Origin of the sequence: Gryllotalpicola reticulitermitis (assembly GCF_042651345.1) — a bacterium.
Taxonomy (GTDB): domain Bacteria; phylum Actinomycetota; class Actinomycetes; order Actinomycetales; family Microbacteriaceae; genus Gryllotalpicola; species Gryllotalpicola reticulitermitis.
Genome location: NZ_JBHSCN010000005.1, coordinates 847,171 through 870,525, shown reverse-complemented (window position 1 = coordinate 870,525; position 23,355 = coordinate 847,171). Strand labels below are relative to the sequence as shown.

The 23,355-nt window shown below is 68.7% G+C and carries 26 protein-coding genes; 21 read left to right on the top strand and 5 right to left on the bottom strand.

What is annotated here, in order from left to right; genetic code table 11:
- The first annotated feature begins 21 nt into the window (after positions 1 to 21).
- From ACFOYW_RS11190 to ACFOYW_RS11175, 4 genes are all read left to right on the top strand, one after another.
- On the top strand, positions 22 to 765 hold the full coding sequence (locus ACFOYW_RS11190) for an HAD family hydrolase (protein WP_390229012.1): 744 nt from the start codon (positions 22 to 24) through the stop codon (positions 763 to 765).
- A gap of 9 nt (positions 766 to 774) precedes the next feature.
- The gene (locus tag ACFOYW_RS11185) at positions 775 to 3,309 is read left to right on the top strand and encodes a glycoside hydrolase family 65 protein (protein WP_390229011.1); all 2,535 of its coding nucleotides are present in this window, start codon (positions 775 to 777) and stop codon (positions 3,307 to 3,309) included.
- A 104-nt stretch (positions 3,310 to 3,413) separates the two neighbouring features.
- Positions 3,414 to 3,992 (top strand): HdeD family acid-resistance protein, encoded by a 579-nt coding sequence (locus tag ACFOYW_RS11180; RefSeq protein WP_390229010.1) that lies wholly within the window; start codon positions 3,414 to 3,416, stop codon positions 3,990 to 3,992.
- A complete protein-coding gene (locus ACFOYW_RS11175) occupies positions 3,989 to 4,327 on the top strand; it encodes a hypothetical protein (protein WP_390229009.1) in 339 nt (112 codons plus the stop codon). Before ACFOYW_RS11180 ends, ACFOYW_RS11175 begins: the two co-directional genes overlap by 4 nt.
- A gap of 221 nt (positions 4,328 to 4,548) precedes the next feature.
- On the opposite strand, the gene purB is transcribed toward ACFOYW_RS11175, so the two are convergent.
- Positions 4,549 to 5,931 (bottom strand): adenylosuccinate lyase, encoded by a 1,383-nt coding sequence (purB, locus tag ACFOYW_RS11170; protein WP_390229627.1) that lies wholly within the window; start codon positions 5,929 to 5,931, stop codon positions 4,549 to 4,551.
- Between the two features lie 29 nt (positions 5,932 to 5,960).
- Positions 5,961 to 6,497, bottom strand: a complete 537-nt coding sequence (locus ACFOYW_RS11165) for a low molecular weight protein-tyrosine-phosphatase (RefSeq protein ID WP_390229008.1) — start codon at positions 6,495 to 6,497, stop codon at positions 5,961 to 5,963.
- A 164-nt stretch (positions 6,498 to 6,661) separates the two neighbouring features.
- Between ACFOYW_RS11165 and ACFOYW_RS11160 the strand changes: the two genes are divergently transcribed.
- Entirely contained in the window at positions 6,662 to 6,874 is a 213-nt protein-coding gene (locus ACFOYW_RS11160; RefSeq protein WP_390229007.1) for a hypothetical protein, read from the top strand.
- Complete coding sequence (locus ACFOYW_RS11155; protein WP_390229006.1) at positions 6,871 to 8,124, top strand: hypothetical protein; 1,254 nt, start codon at positions 6,871 to 6,873, stop codon at positions 8,122 to 8,124. Before ACFOYW_RS11160 ends, ACFOYW_RS11155 begins: the two co-directional genes overlap by 4 nt.
- Here the strand turns inward: ACFOYW_RS11155 and ACFOYW_RS11150 are convergent.
- Complete coding sequence (locus tag ACFOYW_RS11150; RefSeq protein WP_390229005.1) at positions 8,102 to 8,503, bottom strand: phage holin family protein; 402 nt, start codon at positions 8,501 to 8,503, stop codon at positions 8,102 to 8,104. The genes ACFOYW_RS11155 and ACFOYW_RS11150 overlap by 23 nt on opposite strands.
- 37 nt (positions 8,504 to 8,540) lie before the next feature.
- On the opposite strand from ACFOYW_RS11150, the gene ACFOYW_RS11145 reads away from it, so the two are divergent.
- The 9 genes from ACFOYW_RS11145 (at position 8,541) to ACFOYW_RS11105 (ending at position 15,836) form a co-directional block, all read left to right on the top strand.
- A complete protein-coding gene (locus ACFOYW_RS11145) occupies positions 8,541 to 9,605 on the top strand; it encodes a histidinol-phosphate transaminase (protein WP_390229004.1) in 1,065 nt (354 codons plus the stop codon).
- Between the two features lie 58 nt (positions 9,606 to 9,663).
- Positions 9,664 to 10,578: a metal ABC transporter solute-binding protein, Zn/Mn family gene (locus ACFOYW_RS11140; protein WP_390229003.1), complete on the top strand. Its 915-nt coding sequence runs from the start codon at positions 9,664 to 9,666 to the stop codon at positions 10,576 to 10,578.
- Positions 10,575 to 11,474, top strand: a complete 900-nt coding sequence (locus ACFOYW_RS11135) for a metal ABC transporter ATP-binding protein (RefSeq protein ID WP_390229002.1) — start codon at positions 10,575 to 10,577, stop codon at positions 11,472 to 11,474. The genes ACFOYW_RS11140 and ACFOYW_RS11135 overlap by 4 nt, the downstream gene beginning before the upstream one ends.
- Positions 11,474 to 12,376: a metal ABC transporter permease gene (locus ACFOYW_RS11130; RefSeq protein ID WP_390229625.1), complete on the top strand. Its 903-nt coding sequence runs from the start codon at positions 11,474 to 11,476 to the stop codon at positions 12,374 to 12,376. The genes ACFOYW_RS11135 and ACFOYW_RS11130 overlap by 1 nt, the downstream gene beginning before the upstream one ends.
- Positions 12,373 to 12,765 carry a Fur family transcriptional regulator gene (locus ACFOYW_RS11125; protein ID WP_390229001.1) on the top strand — a complete coding sequence of 131 codons (393 nt, stop codon included), beginning with the start codon at positions 12,373 to 12,375 and terminating at the stop codon, positions 12,763 to 12,765. Before ACFOYW_RS11130 ends, ACFOYW_RS11125 begins: the two co-directional genes overlap by 4 nt.
- Positions 12,766 to 12,837: 72 nt before the next feature.
- Positions 12,838 to 13,143: a hypothetical protein gene (locus tag ACFOYW_RS11120; RefSeq protein WP_390229000.1), complete on the top strand. Its 306-nt coding sequence runs from the start codon at positions 12,838 to 12,840 to the stop codon at positions 13,141 to 13,143.
- A gap of 114 nt (positions 13,144 to 13,257) precedes the next feature.
- On the top strand, positions 13,258 to 14,166 hold the full coding sequence (locus tag ACFOYW_RS11115) for a heavy metal-binding domain-containing protein (protein ID WP_390228999.1): 909 nt from the start codon (positions 13,258 to 13,260) through the stop codon (positions 14,164 to 14,166).
- Between the two features lie 22 nt (positions 14,167 to 14,188).
- Positions 14,189 to 15,010 (top strand): heavy metal-binding domain-containing protein, encoded by an 822-nt coding sequence (locus ACFOYW_RS11110; protein WP_390228998.1) that lies wholly within the window; start codon positions 14,189 to 14,191, stop codon positions 15,008 to 15,010.
- Positions 15,011 to 15,017: 7 nt separating this feature from the next.
- Positions 15,018 to 15,836, top strand: coding sequence for a hypothetical protein (locus tag ACFOYW_RS11105; RefSeq protein WP_390228997.1), 819 nt, complete (start codon positions 15,018 to 15,020; stop codon positions 15,834 to 15,836).
- Positions 15,837 to 15,843: 7 nt separating this feature from the next.
- Here ACFOYW_RS11105 and ACFOYW_RS11100 read toward each other — a convergent pair whose 3' ends face one another.
- On the bottom strand, positions 15,844 to 17,061 hold the full coding sequence (locus tag ACFOYW_RS11100) for a toxic anion resistance protein (RefSeq protein ID WP_390228996.1): 1,218 nt from the start codon (positions 17,059 to 17,061) through the stop codon (positions 15,844 to 15,846).
- 249 nt (positions 17,062 to 17,310) lie between these two features.
- Here ACFOYW_RS11100 and rpmB point away from each other — a divergent pair, with 249 nt between their 5' ends.
- Genes rpmB through rpsN form a run of 3 tightly spaced genes read left to right on the top strand, consistent with a single transcriptional unit; the run spans position 17,311 to position 18,025 of the window.
- Positions 17,311 to 17,547, top strand: a complete 237-nt coding sequence (gene rpmB / locus ACFOYW_RS11095; protein ID WP_390228995.1) for a 50S ribosomal protein L28 — start codon at positions 17,311 to 17,313, stop codon at positions 17,545 to 17,547.
- A complete protein-coding gene (gene rpmG, locus ACFOYW_RS11090) occupies positions 17,547 to 17,714 on the top strand; it encodes a 50S ribosomal protein L33 (protein WP_390228994.1) in 168 nt (55 codons plus the stop codon). Before rpmB ends, rpmG begins: the two co-directional genes overlap by 1 nt.
- 5 nt (positions 17,715 to 17,719) lie before the next feature.
- A complete protein-coding gene (gene rpsN / locus ACFOYW_RS11085) occupies positions 17,720 to 18,025 on the top strand; it encodes a 30S ribosomal protein S14 (RefSeq protein WP_390228993.1) in 306 nt (101 codons plus the stop codon).
- 156 nt (positions 18,026 to 18,181) lie between these two features.
- Here rpsN and ACFOYW_RS11080 read toward each other — a convergent pair whose 3' ends face one another.
- Complete coding sequence (locus ACFOYW_RS11080; protein WP_390228992.1) at positions 18,182 to 19,435, bottom strand: amidohydrolase; 1,254 nt, start codon at positions 19,433 to 19,435, stop codon at positions 18,182 to 18,184.
- Between the two features lie 165 nt (positions 19,436 to 19,600).
- On the opposite strand from ACFOYW_RS11080, the gene ACFOYW_RS11075 reads away from it, so the two are divergent.
- From ACFOYW_RS11075 to ACFOYW_RS11065, 3 genes are all read left to right on the top strand, one after another.
- Positions 19,601 to 19,888, top strand: coding sequence for an HU family DNA-binding protein (locus ACFOYW_RS11075; protein WP_390228991.1), 288 nt, complete (start codon positions 19,601 to 19,603; stop codon positions 19,886 to 19,888).
- Between the two features lie 121 nt (positions 19,889 to 20,009).
- On the top strand, positions 20,010 to 21,977 hold the full coding sequence (locus ACFOYW_RS11070) for a cytochrome c oxidase assembly protein (RefSeq protein WP_390228990.1): 1,968 nt from the start codon (positions 20,010 to 20,012) through the stop codon (positions 21,975 to 21,977).
- 79 nt (positions 21,978 to 22,056) lie between these two features.
- The gene (locus tag ACFOYW_RS11065) at positions 22,057 to 23,325 is read left to right on the top strand and encodes an ATP-dependent DNA helicase (RefSeq protein WP_390228989.1); all 1,269 of its coding nucleotides are present in this window, start codon (positions 22,057 to 22,059) and stop codon (positions 23,323 to 23,325) included.
- Positions 23,326 to 23,355: the final 30 nt, after the last annotated feature.

Here is a 23,355-nt window from a genome sequence, read left to right as displayed (position 1 = left end):
ATCTGTGGGTACGCTCGAACCATGTCGCGTCCAGACCTGTTCGCAGACGTCAACGCCGTCCTCTTCGATCTGGACGGCGTCTTGACGCCCACCGCCGCGGTGCACATGCACGCGTGGGCGAACCTGTTCGACGAGTACTTCGCGAGGGTCGGCGCCGGGCGCTATCAGGAATCCGATTACTTCGCGCACATCGACGGCAAGCCGAGGTATGACGGCGTGCGCGACGAGCTCGCTGCGCACGGCATCACGCTGCCCGAAGGCGACCCGAGCGACGGCCCCGACGCTGAGACGGTGTGCGGCCTCGGGAATCGGAAGAATGCCGAGTTCAACCGGGTTCTCGCGAGCGAGGGCGTGCGGCCGTACCCCGGTTCGCTCGAGTTCCTCGCCGCTGTCGATGCGTCAGGCATCCGCTCTGCCGTTGTCTCCAGCTCGGCCAACGCGGTCGATGTGCTCGCCGCAGCCGGACTCGGCGACCGATTCGACACGGTCGTCGACGGCAAGGTCGCGCGGGCGCAGGGTCTGGCGGGCAAGCCGTCGCCCGCGACGTATGAGTACGGGGCGAAGCTCCTCGGCACGGATGCGGCGCACTCGGTGGTCGTCGAAGACGCCACCTCAGGCGTCGCGGCGGGCCGCGCGGGCGGCTTCGTCGTGGTCGGCGTCGATCGCGGCACGGGCCGCGACGCACTGTTGCGGGAGGGCGCCGACATCGTGGTCGGCGACCTCGCCGAATTGGTCGAGACCTGGCGCAGCATCCATCGACGTTAAGGGAGAGCAATGAGACGTTCCGCGACCGACCCCCTGGACCGTGACCGCTTCCCCATCGACGAGTGGGCGATCGTCGAGAGCGAGTTCTCGCAGCTCGATCTCGGGCGCACCGAGACGCTGTTCGCCGTCGGGAACGGCTACCTCGGCATGCGCGGAAACTACGAGGAGGCGCGCGAGGGCGCCATCCAGGGCAGCTATGTGAACGGATTCCACGAGACCTGGCCCATCAGGCACGCCGAGGACGCCTTCGGCTTCGCCCATGTGGGTCAGACGATCGTGAACGCGCCGGACGCGAAGGTGATCCGCGTGTACGTCGACGACGTGCCGTTCACGATCTCGGATGCCGAGCTGCTGTCGTACGAGCGGCGGCTCGACTTCGTCGAGGGCGTGCTGGTCCGCGAGCTCGAGTGGCGCACGCCGTCGGGGCGCCGGGTGCGGATCGCCTCGCGTCGTCTCGCGTCGTTCACGGACCGTCACCTCGCGGTCGTCGACTACGAGGTGACGGTGCTCGATGCGGATGCGTCGGTCGTGCTGTCGAGTCAGCTGATCAACCGGCAGGACCGCAAGGACGACTACGGCATCGGTGGCCCTGCCCTCAGCGACGCGGGGTTCGACCCCCGCAAGGCCGAGTCGTTCACCGAGCGCGTGCTGCAGCCGCGTTTGAAGCGCAACTCCGGCGGCCGCAGCCTGCTCGGCTACCGCTGCACCAACTCGCGCATGACGATCGCTGTGGCGGCCGACCACGTCATCGACACCGATAACGAGGTGACGCAGTCATACCTGCTTGAGGACGACATCGCGAAGCAGGAGTACCGGGTGCAGGCGCAGGCCGGCGTTCCCATCCGGCTCACGAAGTTCATCAGCTACCACACCTCGAGCGCGGTGCCGGTGCGTGAACTCGCCGACCGCTGCGACCGCACCCTCGATCGGGTCCGCGAGCGCGGGGTGCACCAGCTGTTCGAGGACCAGCGGGTCTGGCTCGACCAGTTCTGGCAGCGCAGCGACGTCGAGATCTTCGGCCGTCCGTCCGAACAGCAGGCTGTGCGGTGGAACCTGTTCCAGCTCGCGCAGGCGACCGCTCGCGCCGACGGGCTCGGCATTCCCGCGAAGGGCGTGACGGGCTCGGGCTACGGCGGCCACTACTTCTGGGACATGGAGATCTACGTCCTGCCGTTCCTGAGCTACACGTGTCCGACCGCGGCGCGCAACGCGCTGCGGTTCCGGCACGGGCTGCTCGACGACGCCCGGTCTCGCGCGAACGAGCTGAGCCAGCGCGGCGCGCTGTTCCCGTGGCGCACGATCAACGGGCAGGAGTCGTCGGCGTATTACGCCGCAGGCACGGCGCAGTATCACATCGACGCCGACATCGCCTTCGCGCTGGCGCAGTACGTGAACGCGACCGGCGACGACGCGTTCCTCGACTCAGAGGGCATCGACATCCTCGTCGAGACGGCGCGGATGTGGGCCGACCTCGGATTCTGGCGGTACAACGGCGGCGAGATCTTCCACATCCACGGCGTGACGGGGCCGGACGAGTACACGACCGTCGTGAACGACAACCTGTACACGAACGTCATGGCGAGGTCCAACCTGCGCCGTGCGGTCAGTGCGGTGCGCGCCGTGAAGGAGCACGACCCGAGTGCGTACCGCCGCGTCGTGACGCGCCTGGGTCTCGTCGACGACGAGGTGACCGAGTGGGCGCGTGCCGCCGAGGCGATGCACATTCCCTACGACGAGGCGCTCGGCATCAATCCGCAGGACGCGCAGTTCCTCGAGAAGGAGCTGTGGGATCTGCCGAACACGCCGGCCGACAAGCTGCCGCTGCTGCTGCACTACCACCCACTCGTGATCTACCGCTTCCAGGTGCTGAAGCAGGCTGATGTCGTGCTCGCGCTGGTGCTGCAGGGCGACGAGTTCTCGCAGGAGCAGAAACTCGCGGACTTCGAGTACTACGACCCGCTGACCACGGGCGACTCGACGCTCTCGGCGGTCGCGCAATCGATCATCGCCGCCGAGGTGGGCTACAGCCAGCTCGCGGTCGACTACTTCCTCGACGCCGCGTACGTCGACCTCGCCGATCTGCACCACAACGCCGTCGACGGCGCGCATGTCGCGTCGGCCGGCGGCGTGTGGACCTCGCTCGTGTGGGGCTTCGGGGGCCTTCGGGACTACCTGGGCAAGCTCTCGATGGACCCGCGCCTGCCGTCGCAGTGGGAAGGCATCCGGTATCGGCTCACCGTTCGCGGCAGCCGCCTGCGGGTCGAGCTGCGGCGCGAGAGCGTGCAGCTGCGGGTCGAGGAGGGCGAAAGCGTTCTGGTCAGCGTTCGCGGCGAGGAGTACGAGGTGCGGCGCGACGAGCCCGTGCTGATCCCGCTCGACGGTCAGGGGCCGATCCGCCACGGATCGCCGAGCACCAGCGCGATCAAGGGCGAACTGCGTCCCGACGGCTCGGTGATGACGGCGTCGATCCCGACGCTCGCGGCCGACGACCCGGCGCCGACCACCGGAACGATGCCGGTCGTCGTGCCGACGCAGGGGTCATAGCGGGCGCGCCTGACATCGCCCCGGGAGCGGCTCGCAGAAAAGGCACAAGAGGGCCGCACGTAGACTGAGAGACGATCCCCCCTGTCCTCGCGAAGAAGGTGTACGTGGCCGCTCGGTATTGGCTCGCCCAGCTGGTGCGTGCCGTGATCGCCTTCGCCGCAGGCTTCGTCATCACACTGAACCAGGACCACACCGCCGCCTTCGGCATCGCGATGTTCGCTCTGTTCGCGATCGTCAGCGGGCTCGCGGTCGGCGCGTTCTGGTTCGTGACGGATGCCGGAAAGCGATCGCTCTGGATCGTGCAGGGCGCGCTCGGCGTGGCCGCCGGCATCGTGACGCTGATCGTGCACACGGGCGCCCTCGGGGCGCTGCTCTACGGTGTCAGCGTCTGGGCGCTGCTCACGGGTGTGACGGAGCTGTTCGGCGGGTGGCGCGCGCGGCGCGGCGTGGTCGAAGCATCCGTTGTCGTCGCCGCCCGCGACCGCATGCTGGTCGGCGCTGCGACGGTCGTGCTCGCGATCCTCTACCTGATCATCCCCGCCGACAACCGGCTCGCCGTCGGTCTGTTCGGCGCCTACGCCATCGTCATCGGCGTCTACCTCGCGATCGGCGCGTTCTCCCTCAAGTGGGCGAACCCGACGCAGCAGGCCAGCGCCGCTGAGAACACGGAGTCCCACGCATGAGCGCCCGAAAGTCCCGCCCTTCTGCCGGCCGTAAGCCGTCGCGTCGCGAGGTGCTGCGCCCGGCCGAGCTGGTCGGCGGCTCGGCGATTCTCGCGGTGTTCGCGGGCCTGATCATGTGGATGGGATCGCGCTCGTGGATCGTCGCCGTGGTCGGGTGCGGTGTCGTGTTCATCATCGCGCTCGTGGTGACCGCGCTGTTCGTGCAGTCGATCAAGCCGACCGACGACGAGAAGGCCGATATCGCTGAGCAGGACGCACGGCACGGCGGCAGCCGCCCGGTCCTCATCGACCCGCCCGAGAAGCCGGCCGAGGGGCACGGCCCAGAGGGCCACTAGCGCCCCGTCCGTCTTCGAACGGTGCCTATCTGTGCCCGTTCGTCACGCCGCCCGTTCGTCACGCCGCTGTGCCCGAACGGCGCGTTGTTGTGCCCGAATGGCGCAACTGTGGCTGCTACACCGGGCACAGTTGCGCCAATCGGGCACAGTCACGCCGCCTGCGACGGGCGACGGGCGACGGGCGACGGGCGGCCGGCGACGGGCGAGGGGGCGCCGCGCGCTCAGCGGAGGTAGGCGAGCAGCGCCGGGGCCACGCCGATGTAGGTGGCCGGGGTGAGGGCCAGCAGGCGAGCCTTGGCCGCATCGCCGATGTCGAGTCCTGCGACGAACTCGGCCAGCTCGGCGGGGCCGACCCGGTGCCCGCGAGTGAGTTCCTTCAGCACGGCGTACGGATCCTCGATCGTCGAGCGCCCCGCGGTCACCTCGGCCCGGATGACAGTCTGGATCGCCTCGGCGAGCACTTCCCAGTTGCGGTCGAGGTCGGCGGTCAAAGCATCCGTATCGAGTGAGATCTCGCGCAGCCCGCGCTGAAGGTTGTCGAGCGCCAGCAGCGAGTGGCCGAACGCGACACCGATGTTGCGCTGGGTGGTCGAATCCGTCAGGTCGCGCTGCAGTCGCGTGGTTACGAGCGTCGCGGCGAGCGAGTCGAGGAGGGCGGACGAGATCTCGAGGTTCGCCTCAGCGTTCTCGAACCGGATCGGATTGATCTTGTGGGGCATCGTCGACGAACCGGTGGCACCGGCGACGGGAATCTGGCGGAAGTAGCCGAGTGAGATGTACGTCCAGATATCTGTCGCAAGGTTGTGCAGGATCCGGTTCGCGTGCGCGACCTTGCCGTACAGCTCGGCCTGCCAGTCGTGCGACTCGATCTGGGTGGTGAGCGGATTCCAGCTGAGCCCGAGCCCTTCGACGAATTCGCGGCTCACCGCGGGCCAGTCGGTGTCGGGATCGGCGACGAGGTGTGCCGCGAATGTGCCGGTCGCGCCGCTGAACTTGCCGAGATACTCGGATTGCTCGAGCTGCCCGATCACGCGCTCGAGGCGGTAGACGAACACCGCGAGCTCCTTGCCCATCGTGGTCGGCGTCGCCGGCTGCCCGTGGGTGCGGGACAGCATCGCGGCGCCCTTGTGCTCCTGCGCGAGCTCGCCCAGAGCGGCGACGACAGTGCGGAGCTTGGGCAGCCAGACCTGTTCGTGGGCTGCCTTCACGGTGAGCGCGTAGGACAGATTGTTGATGTCCTCGCTGGTGCAGGCGAAGTGGGTGAGCTCGGCGATCGCGGCGAGCCCCAGGCGGTCGAGCTCGGCGCGGATCAGATACTCGACGGCCTTCACGTCATGGCGGGTGGTCGCCTCGATCTCAGCGAGTGCCGAGATCTCGAGGTCGCCGAAGCCCGCTGCGAATGCGCGCAGCTGCTGCGTCTGCTCGGCGGTGAGCGGCATCGAGCCGAACATCGAGCGGCTGGTCAGGTAGATGAGCCACTCGACCTCGACGTGCACGCGCGCCCGGTTGAGCCCGGCCTCCGACAGGTGGTCGCCGAGCGCGGTGACCGCCGCACGGTAACGCCCGTCGAGGGGGCTGATCGGCTGGGGCGGAAGAGCGGGCAGCTGGTCGTTCATCTATTTGGTTCAGGTCCTTAGTGGCGGAATTCGTGTTTGAGCGCCGGTTCGAGCTGGCGCACGAGGCCGGCGCAGGCGCGCTCGACGAGATCGAGCACGACGTCGAACATGGCGTCGTCGGAGTAATAGGGGTCGGGCACGTCACGGTTGTCGCCGTGGTGCGGCATGAAGTCGAGCAGCATCGTGAGCTTGGCCCGGTCGTCAGCTGTCGTCGCCCAGTGGTCGAGGATGCGGCGATGGCTGCGGTCGAGCGCGACGACGAGGTCGAGGTCGGCGAACCACTCGGGGTCGAACTGCCGGGCGCGGTGCAGCTCGCCGTCGTAGCCGCGTCGGCGCATCGCCGAGACGGCCCGCGCATCGGCCGGCTCGCCGACGTGCCAGTCACCCGTTCCGGCGGAGCTTGAGCTCACGCGCCCCCCGACGCCGGCCTTGTCGGCGAGTTCGCGGAAGACGACCTCGGCCATCGGCGAGCGGCAGATGTTGCCGCTGCACACGAAGCACACCCGGAAGAGGTTGGGGGTGACCTCGTCGTCGGTGGTCGAGGCGAACGTCACCCGCCTATTCTGCCGCACCCCGCAAGGGATCTCGCCCTGCACAGGTGGCCGCTTTCCGCTGATGTGCACGGATGCTTCTCCGCTCGTCCCGCGGCTCGGTGAGCGCTGGCAGGCTTGCTCGCACCCACCCCGCGCCGGAGTGGATGACGATGTACGACGCTGCCGTGAGCGCACCTCAGCGAGAGCTCGATCGTGCGGCGACGCGCGCTCGCGTGCGCGCGCTGCGCGCGGAATGTCAGCTGATCGATGCGAGCCTGCCGAGCGTGGGACCGTGGCACGGCCCGGCGAACGCGATGTATCGCCTGCGTCTGGCGCGAGTTCGGTTGCGCCTCGGCGCCGCGCTCGCCGCGATCGAGGCGGCCGAGCTCGCGCTGTGAGCATGGAGGTATCGGGCGGCAGCTCGCTCGCGGTCACGACCGAGGCGCTGCTCGAAGCCGAGCGCGCGCTCGATCGCGCTGCCCGCCGGGCCGGGCAGGCACGTGAGTCCGCGGTCGCGACCGCCGCGTTCGTCGCCTCCGACGGCTGGCTCGCATCCATGTCGCCCGCCTCGTGGGCTCTGCGGGCGGCAGTTCATGAACTCGGCGAGCTCGCCGTCGATGCTGCGCGTCTGTCGATGGAGCTCCGCATCGCTGCCGAGGTCTACGGGGGTGCCGAGCGATTCGCGCTCGCCGAGCAGCGGTGGCTGGCCACTATGGCCGGCCCACGGGTGACCGTCCCCTTTGCGGCCGCAGTGCTCGCCGCGAGCAGCGCGCAGGCGGGCGGGCTCGCTCTGGACGATCCCCGGTTCGTCACGGCCCTGCGCGGAGTCGCCGACTCCGTCGACCTCGCAGCGCTCCTCGCCGTGGTGCAGGCGGTGCCGGGGCGTGCGCTCGAAGAGACTCCGGTGGGCGCGGTGCGCGAGGGCGACGCATCCGTGGCCGGCATCGCGCCGCCGCCGGGCGGATTCGGCGAACTGGCTGGGCGTATTCCGCCCGCCGTGCGTGGCGAGCCTCAGGTCCGTGTCGAGCGCTACCTGTCCGCGGAAGGTGACGCGCGCTGGGTCGTCTACGTAGCGGGCACGAGCGACTGGGGGATCGTGCCGGGTGACGAGCCGTGGGACGACACGTCCAACGTCGTCGGGCTGGCCGGGCGCTCCGCGGGTTCCACCCGAGCGACGGTCGCGGCCCTGCGCGAGGCCGGGTGGCGCCCCGGCGAGGCGGTGCTTCCGGTCGGCCACTCGCAGGGCGGCATCGTCGCCACTGCGCTCGCGGCCAGTGCGTTCGCGCCGGTGCCCATGCTGGTGACCTTCGGCTCGCCGACCGCCGGGGTCGCTGTGCCGCGGCGCACTCTCGACGTCGCCGTCGAGCATCGCGACGACCCCGTGCCAGCTCTCGGCGGCAGCGCGCGCCTCGATGACTCGCGCCTGCTGGTACGGGAGACGGCGCCGAAGGCGGGGCCTCGCGACGGACTCGCGTCGCATTCGATGCCCGGCTACGGTCTCACGGCGCAGGCGATGGATGCGTCGACCGACGAGCGCCTGGTCGCCGCGCGCGCCACGCTGGCGCAGTTCACCGGCGGCGGCCAGGCCGAGGTGACGATGTGGCGCGGTGAGCGCGAGCCGCGCGCTAAGCCCGCTGCGGGCGGGTGAGCGGCCGCACGAACAACCCGACGATCCAGCTGATGATGCCGAGCACAAGGGCGCCGAGCACGCCCCACCAGAACCCGTCCACCTGAAGCCCGAAGTGCAGCCAGTGCTCGCTGATCCAGTCGACGATGAGAAAGAGGATGCCGTTCACGATGAGCGAGAACAGCCCGAGCGTCAGCACATAGAGCGGGAAGGCGACGATGCGCAGCACCGTGCCGACGATGCCGTTGACCACGCCGAAGATCAGCGCGAGCACGATGTAGGTCCAGAACATCGGCCAGCCGCCCTCGTGATGCCAGGCGGTGACGTGGACCCCGGCGACGATGTAGGTCGTCAGCCACAGCGCGAAGGCGTTGATCAGCAGTTTCACGACGAAGCGCATGGCGAAAGTCTGGCAGGCGCGCCGCTACCTTTGAAGGGTGTCCGAGAATGTGAAGCTGCGGCCCGAGATCGCCGCGCTCGCCGCGTACTCGCAGGGGCGGTCCCCTTCGCCCGACGGATTCAAGCTGTCGAGCAACGAGAATCCGTACCCGGCTCTGCCCGGTGTCCTCGAGGCGGCAGCGCGCCATGCCGAGATCAATCGCTACCCCGATGGCGCGGCGGTCGCCCTGCGCACCCGGCTCGCCGAGCGCTTCGGCGTCGTCGTCGACGAGGTCGTCGTCGGTGCGGGATCCTCCGCCCTGCTGCAGCAGTTGTTCCTCGCCGCGGCGGCCCCCGGCGACGAGATCGTCTACGCGCACCGTTCCTTCGAGGCGTACCCGGGGTTCGTCACCGTGGCGGGCGCCACGAGTGTGCAGGTGCCGCTGACCGCCGCCCTCGAGCACGACCTCGATGCGCTCGCGGGGGCGGTGACCGAGCGCACTCGCGTGGTCGTGGTCTGCTCGCCCAACAACCCCACGGGTCCCGCCGTGCGCGCCGCGGCATTCGAAGAGTTCATGACCCGCGTGCCGGCCGACGTGCTCGTGATCCTCGACGAGGCCTATCGCGAGTTCGTGACCGATTCGGGCGCCGTCGACGGCGAGCACTACCTCGGTCGCTATCCGAATCTCGTGATCACGCGCACCTTCTCGAAGGCGTACGGGCTGGCCGGCCTGCGCGTCGGCTACGCGATCGGTCCGGCGCGAATCCTCTCCGCCGCACGCGCGACGGCCATCCCGTTCGCGGTGACCGAGCTCGGGTTCGCCGCGGCACTCGCGAGTCTTGAGGAGCAGCATCAGCGGCAACTCGACGAGCGCGTGACCGAGATCGTGCGGCGTCGCGATCGCTTGCGCGGGCTGCTTCTCGAGCAGGGCTGGGCGGTCCCGGCCGCTCAAGGCAACTTTCTCTGGCTGCCGACCGGCGAGCAGACCCCCACTGCGACCGAGGCGTTCTTCGCGGCCGATATCGCCGTGCGACCGTTCGGGCTCGAGGGGATCCGCATCACGGTCGGCGAGCACGAGTCGATCGACCGGATCCTCGCCGTCACAGGGGCCTTGCCGCGATGAGGTCGTATCTGTGATACTGCTTTTGACAATCATTATCAATAAAACGTAGAGTTGCGGGGTGCCCGCATCTCGCTTTTTCGCGCCCTTCGCCGCTGTCGTCATCGCCGCTGTCGCGCTCACGGGCTGCTCGGCGGCGGAATCGGCTCCGAGCCCGGCGAAGACCGGCGTCATCCCGGTCGTCGCGTCGACCGATGTCTGGGGTTCGGTCGCGAGCGCGATCGGCGGCCGGCACGTCGCAGTGACCTCGATCATCGACGACCCCAACAAAGACCCGCACGACTATCAGGCCGACGCTCGCAACCAGCTCGCGATCTCGAAGGCGAGTGTCGTGATCGACAACGGCGGGGGGTACGACGACTTCGTCTCGACGATGGTGAGCGCCGCGCACACCCACCCGGCGGTACTCACCGCAGCCGAGCTCTCGGGCTACGACCAGCATCCGGCCAGCGGCGACTTCAACGAGCATCTCTGGTACGACTTCCCGACCGTGCAGAAAGTCGCGCAGGCGATGGCCGATGCCTTCGCGAAGGAAGATCCGAGTGACGCCGCGAGCTTCCGCAGCAACGCAGCCGCGTTCGATGCGAAGCTGCACACCCTCGAGGCCACCGAGGCGCGGCTCAAGTCGACGTATGCCGGAACCGACGTGACGATCACCGAACCCGTTCCGCTGTACATGCTCGACGCGATCGGACTCACCAACGTGACGCCGCAGAAGTTCAGCGAAGCGATCGAGAACGATACGGATGTCGCGCCCACGGTGCTGGAGCAGACCCTCGACCTCTATAAGAGCGGGAAGGTGAAGCTGATCGCCTACAACGAGCAGACCACGGGCGCGCAGACCGCACTCGTGCTGGCGGCGGCCAAGAAGAACGGCGTGGCCGTCGTGCCGGTGACCGAGACCCTGCCGGCCGGCACGAACTACATTGGGTGGATGACCGCGAACCTCGACGCGATCGCGAAGGCCCTCAAGTGAGCGCGCCCCTCGAGAGTCATGGCAGCCGCCCGGCGGGGGCGACCGCTGCCGACTCGGTGCTGAGCCTTCGCGATGCGACACTTCGGTTCGACGACCGCACCCTCTGGGGCGGGGTCGATCTTGAGGTGCAGCCGGGTGAGTTCATCGCCGTGCTCGGAGCAAATGGCTCGGGCAAGACGAGCCTGCTGCGGGTCATCCTCGGCCAGCAGCGACTCACCAGCGGTGAGGTTCTCGTGGCCGGCGAAGAGGTGTCGGCGGGAAATCCGCGCATCGGCTACGTGCCGCAGCAGAAGCTCGCCGACGAGGGCACGCCCCTGCGGGCCCGCGACCTGGTGGGCCTCGGCATCGACGGGCGCAGCTGGGGGTTCTGGCCCAGCCGCACCAAGCGGGCGCGCGTCGACCGGCTGCTCGCCGACGTCGGCGCTCTGGACTACGCCGACGTGCCCGTGGCGACCCTCTCCGGCGGCGAGCAGCAGCGGTTGCGGGTCGGCCAGGCACTGGCATCCGATCCCCGATTGCTGCTCGCTGACGAGCCGCTCGCCTCGCTCGATCTCAACAACCAGCGCGCGATCAGCGAGCTGATCGATCGCCATCGCCGCGAACGCCGCTTCGGTGTGCTGTTCGTGACCCACGACATCAACCCGGTGCTCGGCATGGTCGACCGGGTTCTCTATCTCGCCGGCGGCCGCTTCCGCATCGGCCCGCCCGATGAGGTGCTGCGCAGCGAGGTCCTGAGCGAGCTGTACGGCTCACCCGTCGATGTGATCCGCGCGCGTGGGCGCATCATCGTGGCGGGGACTCCCGATGGCGGCCACACGCCTCACGATGAGAGTCACGACGCCGGGCATGCCGCGGTGTGCGAGCACGACCCCGACACGGAAGCGGTGGTGCTGTGATGCATCTCGCAACCGACTTCTGGGGTCAGATCTTCGACTTCGCCGACTACGGCCAGCTGGTCGTGCTGCTGCGCAACTCGATCATCGCCGGTGCCGTCCTCGGTCTCATCGGCGGACTGATCGGCGTGTTCGTCATGACCCGCGACATGGCGTTCGCCGTGCACGGCATCAGCGAGCTGTCATTCGCGGGCGCCTCGGCCGGGCTTCTGCTCGGCGTCGGCGTCGTGCAGGGCTCGCTGGTCGGCTCGCTCGTTGCCGCGCTCCTCATCGGCGTTCTCGGCTCACGCGCGCGGGACCGGAACAGCATCACGGCCGTCATCATGCCGTTCGGTCTCGGTCTCGGCATTCTGTGCCTCGCCCTGTACCCCGGGCGCAGCGCGAACAAGTTCGGGCTGCTCACCGGTCAGATCGTCGCGATCGACAACCCGCAGCTGGGCTGGCTGATCGCGATCGCGATCGTCGTGGCCATCGGCCTCGCGATCGTGTGGCGGCCGCTCACCTTCGCATCCGTCGACGCCGACGTGGCCGCTGCGCGCGGGGTGCCGGTGCGGGCGCTGTCGATCGTGTTCATGCTGCTGCTGGGCCTGACGGTCGCCGTGTCCGTGCAGATCGTCGGTGCGCTGCTCGTGCTCTCGATCCTGGTGACGCCTGCCGCGGCCGCGCTCAAGCTCTCTGCGTCTCCGATCACGGTGCCGCTGCTCAGCGTGTGCTTCGGGGTCGTCTCGATGGTCGGCGGCATCCTGCTCGCGCTCGGCGGCTCGGTGCCGATCAGCCCGTACGTCACGACGATCTCGTTCGCGATCTACGTCGTGTGCCGCGTCATCGCGATGGTGCGTGTGCGGCGCGGAGTCTCTGGCCGACGGGTGGCGGAGCAGGCGGCTCTCGAAGGGGTGGCGGCATGACAGCTGTGAAGAGGAACACGTGGCAGCGCGAGGCTGTGCGCGCAGCTCTGTCCGAATGCGACGGATTCATCAGCGCACAGAGCCTGTTCTCGACGCTGCGCGACGGCGGGTCCCCCATCGGGCTCGCGACGGTGTACCGGGCGCTCGCGTCGCTCGCGGTCGAGGGTGACGCCGACTCGCTGCAGTCACCGGAGGGCGAGGCGCTCTACCGTGCGTGCACGACGATCGGTCACCATCACCACTTGATCTGCCGGAACTGCGGTCTCACCATCGAGATCGAGGCCGATGAGGTCGAAGAGTGGGCCCAGCGCGTAGCGAGCGCGAACGGATTCACCGAGCCCCAGCACGTCGTCGACGTCTTCGGCCTCTGCGCGGCCTGCTCCGCATAGTCACCGACCGGCGGGCGAAAGCGTCGGCTAGGTTCTTGCTATGCGCCGGCTACGACGAAGTGAAGGTTCGCCGTGACGGGGTTCATGGCCTTCCTCTCGATGCTCGGTCTTGCGGGGGCGTCTGCTCTGCTTGGGGCCGCCCTTGGCGGCGCGTTCGAGCGCACCGCCGACGGTGAGGCGCCTTCCGAGACCAGGGTCAAGGTCGGCTGGCATGTCGCGCGCATGCTGGTGCTCGGGGTCGGCTGCGGGCTCATGGTGTTTGGCACTGAGGGGCTGCGCGCACCGTGGCTCTGGTGCCTACTGCTGAGCGTGCCGCCGTTCGTGATCGGCGTAGCGCTTCGCATGCTCGTAGCCCGGTGGTTGTCGGCCGCTTCGTGACGACAGTGTCACTGATGTAGCTCCTACGGCCTGGCCTGAGCGCATGACGCTCAGGGAGAGTGCGGGGATGGCGCACGCCGGGAGTTCCCCGAACGGGTGACGCAGGGTGCCACCATGACGTGCTTTGATGATCGCGTGACCAACTGGGAGCACGGCCTTCCCCCGGCCGCGAACCGACGCATCGAGCATCAGCTGTCATCGCGGACTTCCAGCTCACTCTTCTCGGCGCCCGCCGCGGCGAGCGCCCGTGCGGCCAGCTTCGAGAGCGTCGGCGAAGTCTTCGGCTGCAGTGTCGTCGACATCTCGTTCAACGGCGGCGGTTGCGGCTGGTGGAGCACCGCGAGCCTCGGCATGCGGGGCCAGTCCCCGGTGCTGGTCTCAGGCCGGGGCAGCTACGCGAGCTTCACACCATACGTTCGCATGACAGAGGGCGCGTGGGAGACCGCGGTCGACCGCGCGTTGACGGAAGCCGCGTACCTCGGCGCCCACGGCGTCGTCGGCGTCTCGGTCACGCGCCGTCGTCTTGACGTCTCGGTGTGGGAGTACACGGCTGTCGGCACCGCCGTGCGCTCGACGGACCCGATCCTGCTGCCGTACCCGACCCGCAAGGGTGCGGTGTGGAGCACCTCCCTCGACGCGGAGCACACCGCATCCGCGATCCTCGCCGGATTCCGCCCCGAGAGGCACCTGATGGCGCTCTCGATCGCGACGAAGCACGAGGACTGGCTGATGCAGCAGCAGACCACGATGTTCGCGGGCAACGTCGAGATCGAGGGCATGACCGCCGTGCTCCAGGCCGCGCGGCAGGACGTGCGACGTCGTATCACCGACAAGGCGCTGCGTGACGGCCCGGGGCAGCTCATCGTCACCGACATGTGGGTGCAGGAGTTCGACACCGTCTGCTCGCAGGAGGAGAAGGACGTGCATGCCGAGGCCACCATCGTCGGAACGACGCTGGTCCCGCTCCCCGCGACGCACCGGCGTGCACCCGCCTCCGCGCTCACCGTCATCCCGCTCAGCTGAGCCCCGAAAGGACACCCTCGAAATGACCGATCCGACGTCCAGCGTCACCCTGCCGAGTGACGCGCGGGCGCGTCTCGCTGACGGCCGTCAGAACCTGTTCACGTCCGACCTTTCGGTCAACGAGTTCCTGCTCGTCCGGCAGGCCGGCTTCCGGCCGGTCGGCCTGGTGCTCGGCTCGAGCGTGTACCACGTGGGCATCCAGATCGGTAAATGGAGCCAGAACATGGAGCTCGACAAGCTCAGTCAGGCGATGTATCACGCCCGAGAGCTGGCGATGACCCGCATGGAAGCCGAGGCCGAGGCGCTCGGCGCCGACGGCGTCGTGGGGGTCCGCCTCGAGATCGAGTTCAAGGAGTACGGCAACGACCTCGCCGAGTTCGTGGCGGTCGGCACCGCAGTCGTGGCCGATGACGCCCCGCCGACCGGCACGTGGCGCAACGCCAAGGGGCTGCCCTTCACCTCCGACCTCTCGGGCCAGGATTTCTGGACGCTGATCCAGGCGGGCTACGCGCCACTGGGCCTCGTCATGGGCTCGTGCGTGTACCACATCGCTCACCGGGGCATGAAGTCCGGCATCAGCACGTGGGGCGCCAATACCGAGATCCCGCAGTTCACCGAGGCGCTCTACGACGCGCGCGAGCTCGCGATGGGTCGCATGCAGGCCGAGGCCGAGGCGCTGTCGGCTGAGGGGATCGTCGGCGTGCAGCTGCTCTCCCTTCCGCACCGCTGGGGCGGCCACACGACCGAGTTCTTCGCGATCGGCAGCGCGGTGCGTCCGCTGCGCGACGATCACGTGATCGCGACGCCGAGTCTCGTCCTGCCGCTCACCGACGGGTCGCGGTAGCCGCGCGATGACGGATCCGGCAGTGGGCGGGGTGAGCGCCGGCGACCCGGCGGTCGTCGCCGAACACATCGCCGAGACTGCGGCGCGCGTCGTGCCCGGTGATGCGCTGACCGTGACGCGTCGCCGATCGCTGTCGGACCGCATGAGCGGCCGGCCGGGGGCCATCGCCGAGCTGAAGCTGGCGAGCGCCGCGGAGACGTTGCGCCTCGCGCAGGAGCACGGCGCCTGGGTCGCCGAGACGGCGCGGGTCTCGGGCGGGGTGATCATCTCGCGGCGACGGATGCCTCTCGGCGAGTGGCTGGATGCCTTCGCCGGTCGTGTCGCAGCGATCGCGGCCGATGCCGCACAGGACCAGGGCGCGGCCGCCCGCGCGCTGCGGGCGCTCGGCGTCAGCACTGCCGCGAGCGGCGTTCGCGTTGGCGACGCCACGCTCGACTCGGAGCTGAGCGCGCTTCCCCTTCGTCTCCGCGGTCAGGTTCCCGAGGCCGCGGTCGGTGCGGTGCAGCGCATCGCCGACGCGATCCGCGAGGCCCTGCCGCGCGTCGCGCAGGGAACCGACGCCGACTTCACCCTTCGGCGCGCCGCGACGACCTATCTCCCCGACACCCTCAATGGCTTCCTCGCACTGCCCGAGGACTGGCGCGCGCAGCACCGGTTCGCGAACGGCTCGAGCGCTGCTGATGAGCTGATCGGGCAGTTGGGGGTGATCGAGACCGCGGTGGAAAGCATCCGTTCTGCTGCGCTCAACGACGACGCAGAGGCGCTGCGCGTCAACGGGCGATTCCTCGAGGACCGGTTCGGTGCCTCGAGTCTCGACCTCGGGTGATCCGCGCTCAGTCGCCCTGGTTCGACGGATCCTGAGCGTGAGAGCGCTCGAGGTACCCGCGGGCCCGCGTGACCTGGCCCTCGAGTGCGTCGACCGTCGCCGCCATGTTCGCGACGGACGCCGAACGGTACGAATCGACCGCGTCGATCGTGGCGAACACGCTGTCGAAGGCGCGCTGCAGCGTCTCGATCCCGATCGCCGGGGCCGCCGCCTGCTCGTGGATCGCGGCCGATTGCTGCTGCAGCCGCTCGGAGGTGCCCTCGATGAGGGCGTTGGTCGTGCGGTTCAGCGCGGTGATCTGATCGAGCACGAGCTTCTGATCGGCGAGCGCCTGAGCGACGACCACCGCGGTGCGCAGGGCCGCGATCGTGGTGGTGCGTGCGCGTTCGACGCCCTTGATGAGCTCGAGATTGTTCTTCCGGATCACGTCGAGGGCCAGATAGCCCTGAACGGCGACGGCGAGCTGCGTTGCGAGATCCTCGCGGCGCTGGCGGATCGGGAACAGCGCGTCTGAGGTGAGTGCGTCGGCCACCCGTTGATCGGTGGCGGCCGCGGCGCGGGCTGCGATGTTGTCGTCGAGCGCGCGGGCGAGAGTCGCGTATTCCGCGAGCTTGCCCATCGTGGCCCAGAGGTTCGAGCGCTCCTGGTCGATCGCGGCATTGTCCTTTCGCAGTGCATCCTGACCGGACAGCAGTGCGGTCAGGATGGCATCGAGATGCTTCTGCGCCGACTGGTAGCGCTGGAAGTAGTGCACCAGGTGGTTGCCGCCGGGCAGTATGGCGAGCCAGCGCTTGCCGCCGCTGAGGTCTGCGCGGCTCGGATCGAGGTCGGTGACGGTGGTGCGCAGGTCTTGCAGGGTCCGCACCACCTCGGCTTGCGCGGACCCGGATTCACCCCTCGATCGGGCCGCGGCGAGCGACGTCGACGGCCTGGCGAGCAGGGTGCTGGAGAGCTCCGACGAGGACCGGATCTCCTTTTCCCCCATGCGGGTCAGGTCGTCGACCTTGCGCTGGAAGTCGGGACTGCTCGGCGGGAGCGCGGCGAGTTCGGAGACGAACGAGCCGGCGCGTTCCTTCAGTGCGTTCTTGGCGTCGTCCGCGACCGGGACCAGGCCGAGGGCCTTGTCGTCTTCGACGCTCGGAACGGCCGCCGGCGGCGTCAGGACGAGCTCGGGCTCACTGCCCTCCGGCGGCGTCAAGGGGCTGTCAAGGTTGAGCTCGGACAATGGTCTCCTCCGCCTCCAGGCGCCGTGCGGTCGCGGCATCCGCCGTACTGATCGCCAGCGTAGGCCACTAGCGTGTCGCCTTCGATTTTGCCGCCGACACGCCGTCGGGTAGACTGGTCGTTTGTCTGGCTCGGACTCCTCGAGCCGGTTCGCACATTCCAAGCCCTTTTCGCCCGAAGAGCGGTACTGGTGTGTGCCGACAAGAGATCTTGGGATGCCTTTTGGCATCGGTAGTGATGGAGGAATCACATGGCAGCAGTGTGCCAAGTGACCGGCGCCGTTCCCGGCTTCGGTCACAGCATTTCGCACTCGCACCGACGCAACAAGCGCCGGTTCGACCCGAACGTTCAGAAGAAGACGTACTACGTGCCGTCGCTTCGCCGTAACGTCACCCTGAACGTCTCGGCCAAGGGCATCAAGGTCATCGACGTCCGCGGCATCGAGTCCGTCGTCAAGGACATCCTTGCCCGTGGGGAGAAGATCTAATGGCCAAGCAGCAGGACATTCGCCCGATCATCAAGCTCCGCTCGACGGCCGGCACCGGTTACACGTACGTGACCAAGAAGAACCGCCGCAACGACCCCGACCGTCTCGTGCTGAAGAAGTACGACCCGGTCATCCGCAAGCACGTCGAGTTCCGTGAGGAGCGCTAAGGAATATGGCTAAGAAGAGCAAGATCGCCCGCAACAAGCAGCGCGAGGTCGTCGTCGCCCGCTACGCCGCCAAGCGCGCCGAGCTGAAGAAGCAGCTCGTCAACCCGAACGCGACCGACGACGAGCGCGAGGCCGCTCGCGTCGGCCTGCAGAAGCTGCCGCGCAACGCGTCGCCGGTGCGCCTGCGCAACCGCGACCAGATCGACGGCCGCCCCCGCGGTGTCCTCGCCAAGTACGGCATCTCGCGTGTCCGCTTCCGCGACATGGCGCACAGCGGTGAGCTGCCCGGCATCACGAAGTCGAGCTGGTAAGCAGTTCTCGTCCGCAGGCCCCCTGGTTTCCAGGGGGCCTGCGTCGTGCCCGGCACCCGGCCGACCCGGGTGCCGCCGCCGCGGGCGCGCTACAGCTGCGGGACGGCGCGCCTCCCCTGGGCGTGGCGCAGTGCCGCAGCTGTAGCGCTAGGGGCGTCAGCCGGCGAAGCGGGCTGAGCGCTCGACCACCTGGCCGCCGGCGGCGGCGTCCCACGTGTAGACGCGCGTGCCCGTGATGAACACCTGCTCGGCGCGCGAGTTCACGTCGAGCGGGTCGCCCGACCAGATCACGAGGTCGCCGTCGAGACCCGGCGCGAGGGCGCCGACGCGCTCGTCGAGGCCGAGGAACCGCGCCGGGTTGATCGTGAGCGCCTCGATCGCGATGATCGGGTCGAGGCCCTCCTTCACAGCGAGCGACGCCTGGTGGATCAGGAAGTTGATCGGGACGACGGGGTGGTCCGTCGTGATCGCGACCCGCACGCCGGCCGCTGCGAGGCGGCCGAGGTTCGCGATCGCGCGGCGGCGCAGTTCGACCTTCGAACGCGAGGTGAACAGCGGGCCGAAGATCACGGGGATGTCGCGCTCGGCGAGCACGTCGGCGATCTCGGCGCCTTCCGTGCCGTGGTTGACGACGAGCCGGTATCCGAACTCGTCGGCGAGGCGGATCGCCGTTGCGATGTCGTCGGCGCGGTGGGTGTGCTGGTCCCAGGCGAGTTCGCCGTCGAGGACGCGGACGAGGGTCTCCTTCGTGAGGTCGCGCTCGAACGGGTCGCCCTTCTCGGCGGCGGCGTCACGCTTGGCGCGGTAGTTCTGCGCCTCGACGAACGCTTTGCGAATGACGGATGCCACACCGAGGCGCGTCGACGGCAGCTGCTTCTTGTCCCCGTAGACGCGCTTGGGGTTCTCGCCGAGCGCCGACTTCACCGAGACGGCATCCGTGATCACCTGCTCGTCGACGGTGCGACCGCCCCACGTCTTGATCGCGACGGTCTGCCCGCCGATCGGATTCCCGGAACCCGGCTTGATCACCGCACTCGTCACGCCGCCGATGAGAGCGTCACGGAATCCCTCGTCCTCGATGTTGATGCCGTCGATCGCGCGCAGTCCCGCGCCGTTGGGGTCGGTCATCTCGTTGGTGTCGTTGCCGGCCCAGCCTTCGGCCTCCTCGTGCACTCCGAGGTGACCGTGCGCCTCGATGAAACCGGGGTAGACGGATTTGCCGGCCGCGTCGACGACGGCGACGCCGTCCGGCACGGCGACGTCGGCGCCGAGGGCGCTGATGACCCCGTCGACGACGACGATCGTGCCGTTCTCGATCACCGGACCGGTGACGGGTACGAGGCGCGCGTTCGTGATGGCAACGCTTCCGCGTGCCGTGGAAATCGGATTCTGAGCTGCCTTAGACGTCATATGGCCATCCTTTCACCGCGGCAACACGCCGGAATTCCGCGTATTTCCGCGGTTCTCTGCTACTTTGGCCCTGGCCTGAGAGGCCACCACACGCGGTCCGCGCGAGCGACCGCTCGACTACAGAACACGCTGCTGACGCAGCAGTAGGTCCGAGGAGGACACCCTATGGCTGACAAGTCGCTGAACAAGACCGAACTCGTCGCTGCGATCGCCGGTGAGACCGGCCAGAGCCAGGCCGCCGTCGGTGGCGTCGTCGACGCGTTCTTCACCACGATCGCCAAGACCGTCGCAGACGGTGGCAAGGTCACCATTCCCGGCTGGCTCGCCGCCGAGAGCACCGACACCGCCGCCCGCACGGGCCGCAACCCGCAGACCGGCGCCGAGATCAAGATCCCGGCGGGCAAGCGCGTCAAGCTGACCGCCGGCTCGAAGCTGAAGGCTGCCGTCAAGTAAGACGCACCTACCGATGAGGCGCCCACCCGATGGTGGGCGCCTTTTTCGTCGGCGTCCCCGTGGCGCCCCTGCCGTCGCACAGCGCGGCAGAAGCACAGAATCGACGGCCTACGCTGGTTCGGTGAACCGAGTGCAGCGCGTCGCGGGGCCCATCGCTCTCGTCGCCGCCGCTCTCGTCGCGGTGGTCGCGTCGCTCGCATTCGGCGGCGGTAGCGCGCCGCTCGCGCTGAGCGACCCCGGTCCGGCGGTGCGCTGGGGCCTTCCGATCGCCAAGATGTTCGTCGACCTGTCGTCGGCGGGCACGATCGGCGCCCTGCTGCTCTCGCTGTTCGCGCTGAGCCCGAAGAAGCCCGAGTTCGACAAGGCGATCGATGTCGCCGCGGCATCCGCTGCCGTCATGACCATCGCCTCGGGTATCGTGACCGTCCTCTCGTTCAGCGACGCGACCGGCACGCCGCTTGCCGCGACGCAGGACTTCAGCAATCAGTTCATCCAGTTCATCAGTCAGATCGCGCTCGGCCAGGCGTGGCTGATCACGACGCTCGCCGCCGCCGTCGTCACGGTGCTGTGCTTCGCGGTTCGCAGCCAGGGCTGGCTCGTCCTGGTTGCGGTGCTCGCGGTCGGCTCGCTCGTGCCGATCGCGCTGCAGGGCCACGCGGCCGGTACGAGCGGACACAACCTCGCGATCTCCGCACTCGGGCTCCACATCGTGGCCGCCGCGGTCTGGATCGGCGGCCTGCTGACGCTCGTGCTCATCCGCAACTCCCTCGATCGCGAGCGCCTGCCGATCGTGCTGTCGCGCTATTCGAGCTTCGCGCTGATGTGCTTCGTGATCGTCGGCTTCAGCGGCTACCTGAGCGCGGAACTGCGGGTGGGCACCTGGTCAGCGCTGCTCACGCCCTACGGCGTGCTCGTCATCGGCAAGGCGACGGTGCTCGTGGTGCTCGGCCTGTTCGGCGTGCTGCAGCGCCGCTGGCTGATCGCCCGGCTGCAGACCTCAGCCGGCCGCGGTCCGTTCTGGCTGATGGTGACGGCCGAGTTGGCCTTCATGGGCCTCGCGTCCGGCATCGCGGCGGCGCTCGCCCGCACGGCAACGCCGGTGCAGCAGGTGCCGACCGGCACGACACCGGCCGAGATCCTGACCGGTCAGCCGCTGCCGCCCCCTGAGACGCTGTGGCGGCTGATCGTCGGCGCGAACGTCGACCCGATCTGGCTGCTCGTGTGCGTGTTCGGCCTCTTCTTCTACCTCGCGGGCGTCTGGCGCCTGCACCGGCGCGGCGACAAGTGGCCGATCGGCCGCACGCTGAGCTGGATCGGCGGCATGCTCGTTCTGGCATACATCACGAGCGGCGGTCTCGCGGTGTACGTCGACTACCTGTTCTCGGCGCACATGGCGATGCACATGGTGCTCACCATGCTGGTTCCGCTGCTGCTCGTGCCCGGCGCACCCGTCACGCTTGCGGCGCGGGCGATCAAGCGCAGAACGGATGGCTCGCGCGGTGGTCGCGAGTGGATCCTGCTCATCGTTCACAGCCGCTACGCGGGTGCGCTCGCGAACCCGTTCGTCGCGGCGGTGCTGTTCGCGGGCAGCCTCTGGGTGTTCTACTACTCGCCGCTGTTCCGCTGGTCGACCGAGAACCACATCGGTCACGAGTGGATGATCGCGCACTTCCTCGTCACGGGGTACCTGTTCGTGCAGTCGCTGATCGGCATCGACCCGGTGCCGTTCCGTCTCGCGTGGCCGTTCCGTCTCGTGCTGCTGCTCGGCACGATGGTGCTGCACGCGTTCTTCGGGCTCACGATCATGACGGCCTCCGGTCTCTTCCTGCCCGACTGGTTCGGCGCGATGGGCCGCACCTGGGGTGAGACGCCCATGCAGGACCAGTACCTCGCGGGCGGTATCGCCTGGAGCATCGGCGAGATTCCGACGCTCGCGCTGGCGATCATCGTGGCCGTGCAGTGGAGCCACAGCGACGCCCGCGAGACGAAGCGGAAGGACCGCGCATCCGATCGGACCGGCAACGCCGACATCGAGGAGTACAACGCGATGCTGCAGCGCATGGCCGACCGCGACGCCGCCCGTCACTAGGGCTCGTGCCGAATCCTCGTCTCGGTCGTGATCGGCATGCGCTCAGTGTGTCGGCGCCGCCGCGCCATAAACTCGCACGGTGGTAGCTCTCTCTCGCGAACAGCAGGCGGTGTTCGACCTGATCGAGAAGACGCGCGAGCACGTGTTCGTCACCGGCCGCGCCGGCACCGGGAAGTCGACGCTGCTGAACCACCTCGCGTGGAACACCGAGAAACAGCTGGTGATCTGCGCGCCGACGGGTGTCGCCGCGCTCAACGTGGGTGGTCAGACGATCCACTCGCTGTTCCGTCTGCCGATCGGCGTGATCGCCGACCACGCGATCGACCAGTCCGATGACCTGAAGAAGCTGCTCAACACCATCGACACGCTCGTCATCGACGAGGTGTCGATGGTGAACGCCGACCTGATGGACGCCATCGACCGCAGCCTGCGCCAGGCCCGCAAGCGGCAGACGCCGTTCGGCGGGGTGCAGGTGGTGCTGTTCGGCGACCCGTATCAGCTCGCTCCGGTGCCGGGCAGCGCCGAAGAGCGGCAGTACTTCACCGACACGTACCGTTCGATGTGGTTCTTCGATGCGCGGGTGTGGCAGGACGCCGAGCTGAAGATCGTCGAGTTGGTCGACGTGCATCGGCAGCACGAGTCCGAGTTCAAGTACATGCTGAACGCGGTGCGGCACGGCATGGTGACGAAGCAGATCGCCGACCGGCTGAACTCGGTCGGCGCGCGCCCCGCTCCGAGCGACGGGGCGATCACGCTCGCCAGCCGCAACGATTCGGTCAACCGCATCAACCAGGCTCAGCTGAAGCGCTTGAACGGCCGGCTGCAGACGGCGAAGGCCGAGATCTCGGGCGACTTCGGCGGCCGCAACTACCCAGCCGACGAGGCGCTCGAGCTGAAGGTCGGCGCTCAGGTGATGTTCCTGCGCAACGACACGCAGGGGCAGGGCGAGGTTCGGTGGGTCAACGGCTCGATCGGCACCGTGACGCGCATCACCGCCAACGTGCAGGTCGAGGTCGAAGGCGCACGCTACGAGGTGGAGCCCGTCACGTGGGAGCGCCACAAGTACAGCTACGACGCCGCGCAGAAGAAGCTCACGAAAGAGGTGGTCGCCGAGTTCACGCAGTTCCCGCTGCGTCTCGCGTGGGCGGTCACGATCCACAAGTCGCAGGGCAAGAGCTACGACCAGGCGATCGTCGACCTCGGATCGCGTGCGTTCAGCCCCGGTCAGACCTATGTTGCGCTCAGCCGCATCACGGCGCTCGAAGGCCTGTACCTGACGCGGCCACTGCGACCGGCCGACGTCTGGGTCGACAAGGACGTCGAGAGATTCATGCACGATCCGCGCTGAGCCGCCTCGGTCGCGAGGGCCGGTCCGCGC

Bases quoted from the DNA above. Each gene is read 5' to 3' on its own strand.
- ACFOYW_RS11190 (WP_390229012.1), top strand. From the start codon at position 22: ATGTCGCGTCCAGACCTGTTCGCAGACGTCAACGCCGTCCTCTTCGAT.
- ACFOYW_RS11185 (WP_390229011.1), top strand. From the start codon at position 775: ATGAGACGTTCCGCGACCGACCCCCTGGACCGTGACCGCTTCCCCATC.
- ACFOYW_RS11175 (WP_390229009.1), top strand. From the start codon at position 3,989: ATGAGCGCCCGAAAGTCCCGCCCTTCTGCCGGCCGTAAGCCGTCGCGT.
- ACFOYW_RS11150 (WP_390229005.1), bottom strand. From the start codon at position 8,503: ATGCGCTTCGTCGTGAAACTGCTGATCAACGCCTTCGCGCTGTGGCTG.
- ACFOYW_RS11130 (WP_390229625.1), top strand. From the start codon at position 11,474: ATGCATCTCGCAACCGACTTCTGGGGTCAGATCTTCGACTTCGCCGAC.
- ACFOYW_RS11125 (WP_390229001.1), top strand. From the start codon at position 12,373: ATGACAGCTGTGAAGAGGAACACGTGGCAGCGCGAGGCTGTGCGCGCA.
- ACFOYW_RS11115 (WP_390228999.1), top strand. From the start codon at position 13,258: ATGACGTGCTTTGATGATCGCGTGACCAACTGGGAGCACGGCCTTCCC.
- ACFOYW_RS11110 (WP_390228998.1), top strand. From the start codon at position 14,189: ATGACCGATCCGACGTCCAGCGTCACCCTGCCGAGTGACGCGCGGGCG.
- ACFOYW_RS11105 (WP_390228997.1), top strand. From the start codon at position 15,018: ATGACGGATCCGGCAGTGGGCGGGGTGAGCGCCGGCGACCCGGCGGTC.
- rpmB (WP_390228995.1), top strand. From the start codon at position 17,311: ATGGCAGCAGTGTGCCAAGTGACCGGCGCCGTTCCCGGCTTCGGTCAC.
- rpmG (WP_390228994.1), top strand. From the start codon at position 17,547: ATGGCCAAGCAGCAGGACATTCGCCCGATCATCAAGCTCCGCTCGACG.
- rpsN (WP_390228993.1), top strand. From the start codon at position 17,720: ATGGCTAAGAAGAGCAAGATCGCCCGCAACAAGCAGCGCGAGGTCGTC.
- ACFOYW_RS11080 (WP_390228992.1), bottom strand. From the start codon at position 19,435: ATGACGTCTAAGGCAGCTCAGAATCCGATTTCCACGGCACGCGGAAGC.
- ACFOYW_RS11075 (WP_390228991.1), top strand. From the start codon at position 19,601: ATGGCTGACAAGTCGCTGAACAAGACCGAACTCGTCGCTGCGATCGCC.